The 11,317-nt window shown below is 37.1% G+C and carries 13 protein-coding genes; 12 read left to right on the top strand and 1 reads right to left on the bottom strand.

All coding sequences use genetic code 11. The annotated features are described in order from the left end of the window. The first annotated feature begins 46 nt into the window (after positions 1–46). The 7 genes from rlmB to AC27H3_RS03425 all read left to right on the top strand — a co-directional run bounded on the left by rlmB (position 47) and on the right by AC27H3_RS03425 (position 6,072). Positions 47–805: a 23S rRNA (guanosine(2251)-2'-O)-methyltransferase RlmB gene (gene rlmB / locus AC27H3_RS03455; protein WP_085301086.1), complete on the top strand. Its 759-nt coding sequence runs from the start codon at positions 47–49 to the stop codon at positions 803–805. 79 nt (positions 806–884) lie between these two features. Further along, on the top strand, positions 885–2,177 hold the full coding sequence (locus AC27H3_RS03450) for a DUF945 family protein (RefSeq protein ID WP_487103756.1): 1,293 nt from the start codon (positions 885–887) through the stop codon (positions 2,175–2,177). 208 nt (positions 2,178–2,385) lie between these two features. Next, positions 2,386–2,817, top strand: coding sequence for a 30S ribosomal protein S6 (gene rpsF / locus AC27H3_RS03445; protein WP_487103754.1), 432 nt, complete (start codon positions 2,386–2,388; stop codon positions 2,815–2,817). Positions 2,818–2,824: 7 nt separating this feature from the next. After that, entirely contained in the window at positions 2,825–3,157 is a 333-nt protein-coding gene (gene priB / locus AC27H3_RS03440) for a primosomal replication protein N (RefSeq protein ID WP_487103752.1), read from the top strand. A gap of 63 nt (positions 3,158–3,220) precedes the next feature. Then, entirely contained in the window at positions 3,221–3,448 is a 228-nt protein-coding gene (gene rpsR / locus AC27H3_RS03435; RefSeq protein ID WP_077283912.1) for a 30S ribosomal protein S18, read from the top strand. Positions 3,449–3,468: 20 nt separating this feature from the next. After that, entirely contained in the window at positions 3,469–3,921 is a 453-nt protein-coding gene (rplI, locus tag AC27H3_RS03430) for a 50S ribosomal protein L9 (RefSeq protein ID WP_085301090.1), read from the top strand. 300 nt (positions 3,922–4,221) lie between these two features. After that, entirely contained in the window at positions 4,222–6,072 is a 1,851-nt protein-coding gene (locus tag AC27H3_RS03425) for an EAL domain-containing protein (protein WP_487103750.1), read from the top strand. Here the strand turns inward: AC27H3_RS03425 and AC27H3_RS03420 are convergent. Then, positions 6,026–6,970 (bottom strand): 1-aminocyclopropane-1-carboxylate deaminase/D-cysteine desulfhydrase, encoded by a 945-nt coding sequence (locus tag AC27H3_RS03420; RefSeq protein ID WP_487103749.1) that lies wholly within the window; start codon positions 6,968–6,970, stop codon positions 6,026–6,028. The two genes, AC27H3_RS03425 and AC27H3_RS03420, sit on opposite strands and share 47 nt — an antisense overlap. Positions 6,971–7,076: 106 nt before the next feature. Between AC27H3_RS03420 and AC27H3_RS03415 the strand changes: the two genes are divergently transcribed. The 5 genes from AC27H3_RS03415 to mshL are packed head-to-tail and all read left to right on the top strand — an operon-like array spanning position 7,077 to position 11,317. Then, the gene (locus AC27H3_RS03415; RefSeq protein WP_487103747.1) at positions 7,077–7,976 is read left to right on the top strand and encodes an MSHA biogenesis protein MshI; all 900 of its coding nucleotides are present in this window, start codon (positions 7,077–7,079) and stop codon (positions 7,974–7,976) included. A 1-nt stretch (position 7,977) separates the two neighbouring features. Continuing rightward, complete coding sequence (locus AC27H3_RS03410; protein WP_487103745.1) at positions 7,978–8,574, top strand: PilN domain-containing protein; 597 nt, start codon at positions 7,978–7,980, stop codon at positions 8,572–8,574. 4 nt (positions 8,575–8,578) lie between these two features. Beyond that, positions 8,579–9,307, top strand: a complete 729-nt coding sequence (locus tag AC27H3_RS03405) for a hypothetical protein (protein ID WP_487103743.1) — start codon at positions 8,579–8,581, stop codon at positions 9,305–9,307. Then, positions 9,297–9,617 carry a hypothetical protein gene (locus AC27H3_RS03400; protein ID WP_487103741.1) on the top strand — a complete coding sequence of 107 codons (321 nt, stop codon included), beginning with the start codon at positions 9,297–9,299 and terminating at the stop codon, positions 9,615–9,617. The genes AC27H3_RS03405 and AC27H3_RS03400 overlap by 11 nt, the downstream gene beginning before the upstream one ends. Then, positions 9,614–11,317: a pilus (MSHA type) biogenesis protein MshL gene (gene mshL, locus AC27H3_RS03395; RefSeq protein WP_487103739.1), complete on the top strand. Its 1,704-nt coding sequence runs from the start codon at positions 9,614–9,616 to the stop codon at positions 11,315–11,317. Before AC27H3_RS03400 ends, mshL begins: the two co-directional genes overlap by 4 nt.

Here is an 11,317-nt window from a genome sequence, read left to right as displayed (position 1 = left end):
TGAGTCAAACGAGAATAAAGTAATTAATAGAGAAAGAATTAAGTTTATGGCGAAGCAAGAAGAATTAGTATTTGGCATTCATGCCGTAAAAGCCTTAATGGAACATGCACCAGAAAGGTTTATCGAATTATGGTTACTCAAAGGTCGTGAAGATGACCGTTTAATGCCGATTATTAATCTAGCGCAACAATACGGTATCTCAGCACAAATGGCTAATCGTAAAGTGCTTGATGATAAAAGTGAAGGCGAACAACATCAAGGCGTAGTGGCTCGAGTGAAACCTGGTAAAGTATTTACCGAAGCTGATATAGAAGATATTCTTGCTGAGGCGGAGCGCAAAGATCAAGCGCCATTTTTGTTGATACTCGATGGCGTTACAGATCCACATAACTTAGGTGCTTGCTTGCGTAATGCTGATGCAGCAGGTGTGCAAGCGATTATCGTACCAAAAGATAATGCTGCTCGTATAACAGCAACCGTTCGAAAAGTAGCTGTTGGTGCTGCGGAAAGTGTGCCATTAGTACAAGTAACTAACTTGTCTAGAACCATGAAAGCCTTACAACAAATGGGCGTTTGGATCATCGGAACTGCGGGAGAAACCGATACTTGTCTTTACGACATAAAGCTAGCTGGCCCAATGGCATTAGTTATGGGCGCAGAAGGTAAAGGCATGCGTCGTTTAACCCGTGAAAATTGTGATCAATTGGTGAAATTACCGATGGCTGGTAGTGTTTCAAGCTTAAATGTATCTGTGGCAACAGGTATTTGCTTGTTTGAAATAGTACGTCAGCGTCTTCAGAGCTAAATTTAGTTAGCTCAAACGTTAATAATAAAATTTTTAGATTTTAATGGATGCCATATTCAAAAGGATATAAGGAAATAAAATGAAAAAAGCTGTATTTGCACTTGTTGTACTTGTTTGTATTGGTTTAATTGGACCTAAACTGGTTGGTGGTATTGTTGAAGAAAAGTACCAAGATATTACTAACCGTCTTAACGAAAATCCGTCAATTGTAATAACTGAGCATAATTTCACTCGCGATTGGTTTTCGGGTCAAGCGGTTAGCACAATGAAATTCAAAGATGTTGAATTAGATGATGTCGATATTATTGTTACCGAACAACTGAACTTTGGTCCATTTATTTTTGCTGATAATGAGTTTACCCTTGCACTAGCTAAGTCAGTTGCAGGTATTGACGTTGAAGTTACCAACATAGATGAAACCGATAAAAAAGAAATTGCAGCACTTATTCAGCAATTAAATGAAAAACTTTCAATAACTTCAGTGATAAATTATCGTTTTAATTACACCACACATATAGTGCTAGATGCTATTGAATTTGAACAAGATGGTAGTCAAGTTAATATAGGTGTACTAGAGAGCGAGTTTACACTTAGCGACGAGAAATACCTTGAAGGCTATATAAACTGGGCAGGTCTTGACTTCAAAGGGCCTGATATGAACGTACAAGTATCTCCACTTACAACAACATTTACTCAAGAAGTTATTAGCGGTGATTATTATGCTGGTAATGCAATCGCAGCAGGCGATCTCTCAATGCAATTGAGCAACATCATCGCCAAAGATAATAATGGTAATGAATTACTGAACATTGAGCACTTAACCTTTTTTGTAGAAACTGCAATTGAACAAGGCTTAATGAATTTACATCTCAAATATGCTGCAGATAGTATAAAAGGCGCAGGCCAAGAACTTGAGAAATTGAACTTTGATCTTGCGCTGAACAAGTTAGATCCACAAGTATTGATTGAACTGAATGAATTGGGAGTGAAAATGCAGCAAGATCCTGCAAAAATCGAGCAGTTTAGTCAGCAATTAACTATGGCAGCGACAAAGCTATTAGCGAAAGACCCTGAAATTAATATTAATGACTTGAGTGTTGTTACGGCCGATGGTGTTATCAAGTCTGAACTAAAATTGGTTATTGATCATACGTTATATGACCAAGCAAACCCGATGAGCATTATTGCCGCAATAAATGCAGATGCTAAAGGTGTTGCGCCATTGCCATTTTTTCAAAAGCTTGGCTTAGCGGGCATGATTGATATGTATGTTGAACAAGGCTTCATTATAAAAGAAGCTGATCAACTTTCGTTTGCTGCTCAATTTATGCAAGGGCAATTAACGATTAATGGCAACGTTATCACGATGTAAAATTTCATTATTTTAATTAGTTAAAAAAGAGTCACTTAGGTGGCTCTTTTTTTATGATGCGATTAATTGTGAAATACAAACTAGTGCTTGCCTTTGTTGCTCATTTTCCCTACAATACGCGTCCTTAATTCAGCCTGAACTTTTGTTCCTTGCCTCAACTGGTGTTGGCTGAGCCAGATAATGAGGCTACAACCGTAAGGAGCTCGTAATGCGTCATTACGAAATCGTATTTATGGTTCACCCTGATCAGAGTGAACAAGTACCAGCTATGATTCAGCGTTACAGTGACATCGTCACTAATGTTGAAGGCAAAATCCACCGTCTAGAAGACTGGGGTCGTCGCCAATTAGCTTACCCAATCAATAAATTGCACAAAGCACACTATGTTCTAATGAACATTGAAGCGCCACAAGCAGCTATTGATGAATTAGAAACTTCTTTCCGTTATAACGATGTTGTTATTCGTAACATGATCATGCGCACTAAAGACGCGGTTACTGAAGCTTCAGCTATGGCTGTTGCTAAAGAAGACCGTCGTGATGAGCGTCGCGAAGTGAAGAAAGAGGTTACTGAAGCACCAGCTACTGAAGCAACAGATGCCGAAGCACCAAAAGCAGAAGAAGCTGCGAGCGAAGAATAAGTAACCTGTGACCGTTTCTCAGTCTATGAATAATAGCGTTGAGAATTGCCTAGTTTTGACCGGATATGTGGTAAAACCACCTAAAACGTCAACTAGCCCAGCGGGTATTCAGCACTGTCAATTTTCAATGGACCATAAGTCTATACAAAATGAAGCAGGCATGAACAGACAAGCGTTTGTTCGAATACAAGTTGTTGCAACCGGCAAAGTGTCACAACACTTAACTCGTGATTTAATTGAAGGCTGTAATATTAAAGTGACTGGTTTTATTAACCGTCATGAATCTAGAAACGGTAATCCGCTTTTAGTCTTACATGCCCAACAAATTGAAATGATTTAATTTAGGCTCTCACTGATTAAAGTGATTTTCATTTTAAAAAGTAAGCCATTTTAGGAGAAATCCATGTCTCGTTTTTTTAGACGTCGCAAGTTCTGCCGCTTTTCAGCGGAAGGTGCTGCTGCAATCGATTATAAAGATACAGCTGTACTAAAAAACTACATCACTGAAAGTGGTAAAATTGTTCCTAGCCGTATCACTGGTACAAGCGCTAAATATCAACGTCAACTTGGTCGTGCGATCAAGCGTGCTCGTTACTTAGCATTATTACCATATACTGATTTACATAAGTAACCTAATAAGGGGTTTTGAAAATGGAAGTAATACTTCTTGATAAAATCGCCAAATTAGGCGGCCTTGGCGACAAGGTAACAGTTAAATCTGGTTACGCTCGTAACTTTTTATTACCAAAAGGCAAAGCTGTTTTTGCCTCTAAAGCAAACGTTGAGCACTTTGAAGCTCGTCGCGCTGATTTAGAGAAAAAACTTGCTGAGCAACTAACTGCTGCTCAAGCACGTGCTGCTAAATTAGCTGAATTAGCTGAAATCACTATCGCTTCTAAAGCAGGTGATGAAGGTAAATTATTCGGTTCAATTGGTACTCGTGATATTGCTGATGCAATCACTGAAGCTGGCGTTGAAGTTGTTAAAGCTGAAGTTCGTTTACCTTTAGGTAGCATCCGTGAAACAGGTGAATTCGATATCGTAATTCACGTGCATAACGATGTAGACACAACAATTAAAGTTGTTGTTATTGCTCAAGCTTAATCGCTAAAAGTAATCGTCTGATAAAAACCTGAATTCGTCATGAATTCAGGTTTTTTTATGCGAAAAATAAACTCAGCCAAAAACCAGGAAGTTACTTATGAAGTGACTTATATAGTATCCTGAAAATTTGGCTTTTAATGAAAGTTCCTTGCAGCACTAATGGTATTTTAATTAAAAATTTATTAGATGAACATCTTCAAGTATTTATACTACACTTGAGTAAATATAGAGATAAAGAAAGTCACTTAACATGATGGATGTTAAGAAGAGTTAAAACAAAGACTAGGCTATGGAGTGTTAATGTTATCAAAAACTAAGCAACAAGAAAAAATTACACTTAAAGCGTTATTTTTGTCAATAATAACCTTATACATCTTCGTGTGTTTGTTTTCTATTATCGCTGTTTATCAAACACAAAATAACCAACATAATACCCTTGAAGCCTTAAAGTTAAATGATCAGCAATTGCATAATCTTGCAAGTGCCCCTGTAATGTATAGCAGCGTTATAGGGAAGTTAGTCATGAAAAAACAAGTAAACTCCCGCTTATTACCTATAACGAATAGCCGTTGGTACTTGAGCTTCTTATCACCTTTTACTATCGTATTTTATTCACCGTTATTCTGGTTGTTTACTTTAGTAACGTTAATAAGTGGTTTAATTTTATATAACAGGTTTAAACAGCAAATAGCCATAAGTATTCGACCAATTAAAAAATTAGAAAACTGGGCTAATTTATCGATTATTCAAGGCTTTTCTAATCGTATTGATATTGATCATTCATTAAAGGAAACTTATGCAATTACTTCTGCCATTCATCAGTTGCAACAACAAATAAATGACAGCATAACTAGCGAAACGGAATGGGATCAAAACATTCGTTCAAGCGCTTTATTAGATCAAGACACTCGCATTGGAAACCGAGCGTATTTTGACAATAGATTGCAAGCATTCTTGAAAGAAGAAGATGTACAAGGAGCAGTACTTTTAATTCAATTTAAAGAAATAGAGTTAGTTCATAACCTGCATGGATATCAGCAAGCTTTATCCCTTCTGTTAACGTTAATTCAAGTCACAAAACAAAGGTTACAAGGTCAACCCAGTTACTTTCTTGCGCGCCATAGTGACTATGAGTTATCTCTACTACTGCCTAATTTTTTCGTGCAAGAAGTTGAGCAACTTGCTGATAGATTACTGAAAAATTTTCAAGCGGTTGTTAAGCCTATAGGGATTAACCAAGAAGAGTTTGTGCATATAGGTATTAGCTATTTTAATAATGCTCAGCTGCCGTATCAAATAATGTCTGAAGCCGATATGGCACTTCGTTCTGCTCAGCTACAAGGGCCTTCGCAATGGTTTATGTTCGAAGCGGGTGAGTTAGAAGTAGTAAAAGCAAAGGGTTCACTTAAATGGCGAACTTTTCTTAGTGCAGCGATCAAGAGAAATGGTTTTGTTATTTTCTTTCAGCCTGTTATTGCCAGTGACAGTGCAGAAATATTACACCATGAGGTATTGTCTAAGGTAAGAGATAAAAATGGCGCCTTGATTAATGCACGTGTTTTCATTCCTATGGCAAAGAAATGTGGTTTAACGATGCAAATAGACTTGCTTATTCTCGAACAAGTTTGCCGTGTTTTATCTCATGAACCTGACCAGCAATATAGTTGTAGTATTAATATTTCATTAGACTCGCTTTTATCGGTTGGATTTACAGATAAATTTATTGCCATATCGCAGCGATTTCCTGCAGTAAAAGGAAAATTACTGATTGAAATTAGTGAGTATCAACTTGTCAGTAATATAACAGAATTAGCACCAGCGTTAGAGCAGTTAAATAACGCTGGCATGAAAATTATTGCTGATAAAGTTGGTCAATACGTAGTAAGTGCTAACTATATAAATATTTACCCCATTTATGCGATGAAATTACACCGAAGCATTGTGCTCGATATAGATAAAAAAACTGAAAACCAAGTGTTTATTCAGAGTTTAAAAACCTTAGTCGCGGCTAAAAGTATTGCTGTATATGCGCTAGGTGTTGAAAGGAAAGCGGAGTGGCGAACACTTTTGCAGCTTGATATAAAAGGTGGTCAAGGGCACTTTTTTACTGAACCGGTGGCACAGGTAGCAAAGGCCATTCATCTTGATTAAGTATGCCACGTTCAAACATGCCGGCTAAACCTTGTAAGCCGCCGGTGTGCAGCAATACAATCCGATGATGCTCTGGAAAGTAACCTGACCCTATAAGATCAAGCAGTGCTAAAACCATTTTACCTGAATAAACAGGCTCAAAATCGATACCCACTATATTACTAAAGCTACGTATATTATCAGCATCGTTGAGGCTGAATTTTGCATACCCTCCTCGGTGAAATTCATGGGCAATACGCCAATTTTCCCAGGTCTTATTTTGCTCTCCTAATAAGGACTGCACTTCCTGCTCTAAATAATCTTGTTGTTTTAGTACTGCGATACCTAATAAGTTATGTTTAGCATTGTCGGCTAAAACTAAGCCAGCAAGCGTACCACCACTGCCAACCGGTGTCATCAGCGTATCAAACTCACACTGCTGGTTAAGTTCATCAATCACCTCACCAACGCCTCGAAGCGCTAATGAGTTACTTCCACCTTCGGGAATAATAAAGTGGTCCGGGTATTCTTGCTGCAATTGCTTTAAATAAGCTTCATTATCTCGCATACGATAGGTTTTACGATCAACAAATGTTAATTGCATATTCCAATGCTTTGCCCAGGCTAACGTATAATTATTTTGATTATTTTCTTCGCCACGAATAATGCCAATAACTGGCAGTTTATGTTGCAAACAAGCAAAGGCACAGGCATGAATATGATTAGAAAAGCAACCACCAAAAGTAATAATACCTTTAGCACCAATAGATTTTGCATGTTCTAAATTGTATTTAAGTTTACGCCACTTGTTACCTGAAATAATATGATGGATCTGATCGTCACGTTTAATATGAACAGTTAATTTATGTTGAGTAAATAGCGGGTGAGTTATAGCTTGTAAAGCTGAGAAATTGGACATAAGTTTGTAACTCAAAATAATGAAGTAATTAAAACACTTGCACCGAAAACAGAATCAGCGATAATGGCTTTATGGTCAAATAAAATTAGAATAATAATATCGCTTAATGTCAATTATTACACGGATCAAAAATATTTTCTCAACAGCAAAATCAACTGAGATAGTTGGTGTCGCATTGCGACAGCAATCGATTAGCTATTTTTCTAAAAACGGTAATAAAGATAAAGGTGAAGTTGTTGAAAATAAAGGCAATTCGGTTGCCGTCGCTTTAAAAGACTTAGTTAATCGTCATAAGTTCCCAGGCCAGTGCCAATTGGTATTAGCGCATGCCCACTCTCAAATAGTGCAGGTAGACAAACCTAAAGTACCTGATACTGAAATGAATGCAGCCTTGAAATGGCAAATCAAAGATTTGGTCAGTATTTCACCTGAAAATATGGTTTTAGATTATTTTGATGGTCCAACTCTTGCCGGCGGCCATGAAAAAATTAATGTTGTGTGTGTTCCTAAAAGTGACTTAATTGAGTTGGTTGCAACCTTTACTGATGATGATTTAAATATTAGTAGTATTACTACTGAAGAATTTGCCTTTGCAAGCTTGTTACCCATACAACAAGATGCCGTTTTATTCGTTTGCCAACAGCCGAATGAAGAAATTAACCTATTAATTGTTAAAAATGGCCAGCTCTTCTTTAGTAGACGTTTACGTGGCTTTGCACAAATTGCCAATAAAACTGAAGATGAATTAAGTATGGGGGTTATCGATACGTTAAGTTTAGAAATTCAACGTTCTACTGACTATTTTGAACGACAGTTAAAGCAAGCGCCTATCAAAGCAATTGAAATTTTACTGCCCTTAGAGCAAGAAGCTTTTCTAGCACGTAAATTGGCTGAAAATACCAATGTAGAAGTAAAACTATTTGCTATGGCAAGTTCATTAGAAAACTATAGAAGCAGTGCGGTTGCTGTTGGAGCAACGCAGTTAAATTTTATGGAGCCAAATTAAAATGGCTAAACATTCAATCAACTTATTGCAAGCTGATCTATTACCTATAAAAGCGTTATGGACACTGACTCGTGTTGTTACACTTTGGGGAATAGCCTTAGTAGTAATGCTCGGTTTAATATTCATTACTCAATGGCAAGTCAATAACGTTAAAGCTGAACTTGATAGCGTAAATGCGATTAATGCCGCTCAAACGACAGAACTAAAAAGCTTAGAATTAGCTATTAGTAAAAACCGCCAAGATACTAAGTTACTCGCTCAGTTAAATACAATTAAACTTGTTATTGCTAATAAAGAGCACTTACACCAACAATTAACCGACCCATCTAAAACGTATAGCGCCGGTTTTTCTAGTGCTATGGTTGAGTTATCAGCGCTGCATGATAAAAATATTAGTTTACAAAGAGTTAATATTGGTCATGGTAATATGACTTTTGCGGGGCTAGCTCGAACACCTGATGCCGTGCCTAATTGGCTGTCTGGTTTCGAATCATCAACATTTCTTTCAGGAAAGCGATTTATTAATTTTTCTTTAACTGAAAATGAACAAAAATTAACTGAGTTCGTTGTTAGCTCTGCACCATCTAAAGGAGAGTAGTGCTATGTCTCAGTGGTTAACTTATAGTGAAAAATTTAATAATACGACACCTCGAGAGCAGTACTTAATTATAGCCTCGGGCTTAGTCGCTGTGATTTTTGTTTTGTATAGTTTATTTTTAGATGAACCTATCCAAAACATTGGCAGTTACAAAGAACAAACAATTAAAGCTCAACAAGATATTGAAAGTAAAAAAGGTTCTATTCAAGTTTTAAAGCAAGCACTAAGTGAAGACCCCAATACTGCGTTGAAAAGAGAGCTTTCTCAATATCAGGCTAAGCTCGGAGATGTTGATAAAAAACTCCTTGAATTAACTTCTGACTTAATCGACCCCATTCAAATGCGTTTTGCCTTAATTAAGTTACTTAAATTACAAAAAGGCGTGAAATTACTTTCATTTGAAGTGTTACCAGCAAACCCTGTAACTGAAGATAAGGTCATAGCTGATGATGAAAATGAAACCGAACAAACTATTGAAAAAAATAATACTTCAACGGTTAAAACGCGTGATGTTCAGTCGCAACCAGCGCAATTACGTTTATACAGGCATGGCATAAAAATTAAACTGCAAGGTCAATATTTCGAATTAAAAGATTACTTAACCCAATTGGAAAGTTTATCTTGGAAGTTTTTCTGGCAAGAATTTGATTATCAACTAAAAGCCTATCCAGTGAGTGAACTTGAAATTGAAATTTACAGCTTAAGTACGTCACAGGAGTTTATTGGTGTATAAAATCATACTTGTTTTATGCTTCTTATTTATATCTAACTATGTAAATGGTCAGCAAATAGATCCAACGAGACCTTTTGGCGAAATAGCGACTTCGAATAGTAGTGAGAAGAATGCCACTTTAGTTTTGCAATCAATTATCGAAAGCAATAAGAAAAGAAAGGCGATTATTAATGGCCAAGCGCTTAGTGTTGGTGACAAATACAATGGATTTAACTTGATTGCAATTAGTAAAAATGGGGTGGTGTTAGATTCACCACAGGGTAGAATGGAATTATCATTATTTTCCGGTGTAATAGCGAACTCAAAATGAATAAAATAATTATGAATAAAAAACACCAAATGAAATTATTATGCTGCTCGGCGTTTATCGTACTTGTGGGTTGTCAATCAGCGCCAAAACCACCAACAGATGTTACTCAAGCGTTAGATAAGGCTATTGAACAATCTAAACAGCCTAAAGCACCTAAACCGCTGCAAGCTCTACCAAATTCTGTTCGACAAGAACTTATGCAGCAAGAAATTCAGCAAGCTCGCCATGGACTATTGGCTGAAAAACGCTTAGAAATTGCTGCGAGTGGTGTTGCTGCGGATCAATTTTTTGCTGCGATAGTAGATGACTCATCATACAGCATTGCTGTACATCCAGACGTTAGTGGCAATATTACACTGAATTTGAAAAACGTGACGCTTGATGAAACGTTAGACGTTGTTGAATCACTATATGGTTATGATATTCGACGAGAAGGGCGGGTTATTCAAGTTTATCCGGCAGGCATTCGTACTGAAACTATCCCTTTAGATTACTTATATGTTAAACGCCGTGGTATTTCTAGTACCAGTATTAATTCTGGCGGTGTTTCTGAAAACGATCCTGATAGTAGTAACTCGAGCGGTAATAGCAGCAATAACAATAATAACAATAATGGTGGAAGCAATAACGGACAAAGCGGCAATAGTAATCAAAACAGTAATAGCGGTGTAAATATTTATACCGAAAATGAATCTGATTTTTGGTTAGAGTTAAAAGAGACATTAACAGCTTTAGTGGGTGATGAAGAAGGTCGATCTGTTATTGTATCTCCGCAAGCCGGTTTAGTAACCATTAAGGCACTACCTGCTGAAATAGCTGCTGTTAAACGCTTTATAGAAAGCACCGAGGAACACTTGCGTCGTCAGGTTATTATTGAAGCGAAGATTATGGAAGTCACCTTAAATGATGATTACCAACAGGGTGTTAAATGGGACCAAGTATTAGGACACATTGAAAGTACCGATATTGGTTTTTCAACTACGGGGAATATTGTTGGCAATACAATTTCTTCGGCAGTAGGTGGTGTAACTAGTTTAAGTTTCTTGAATAAAGACTTCAGTGGCGTGATTGATCTATTATCAACTCAAGGTAATGTACAAGTACTTTCAAGCCCTAGAATTACCGCAACAAATAACCAAAAAGCGATTATTAAAGTTGGTGAAGATGAATATTTCGTCACTGATGTTTCGAGCACAACCACTACAGGTACTTCAACCACGACTACACCAGAGATTGATTTAACACCTTTTTTCTCAGGGATAGCGCTTGATGTAACGCCACAAATTGATGCTAATGGTGAGGTTATTTTACATATTCACCCATCAGTAACTATTACTGATGAGCAAACTAAAACAATTAGGTTAAGCGACCAAGACATAATCTTACCCCTTGCGCAAAGTAGTGTAAGAGAGTCAGATACCATCATACGTGCGAGATCAGGCGAAATAGTGGTTATAGGTGGTTTAATCGAAACGCGCAAAGTTGATATTGAGTCTAAAACACCTTTCTTTGGTGACATTCCGGTGATGGGCTCATTATTTAAAAGTAAAAGCGAATCAGTACAAAAGAAAGAGTTAGTTATTCTACTTAAGCCGGTTGTAATTGGTCATGATACTTGGAAAAACCAACTTCAAGACGCACGTGCTTTGTTAAAGCAATGGTTTCCAGAGGATCCAGACGCAAACACTAGTAACAATTAA

This window comes from Colwellia sp. NW0002-52-1, from assembly GCF_057550865.1.
Note: the sequence above shows the minus strand (reverse complement) of the source record. Positions and strands in the feature narration are given on the sequence as shown.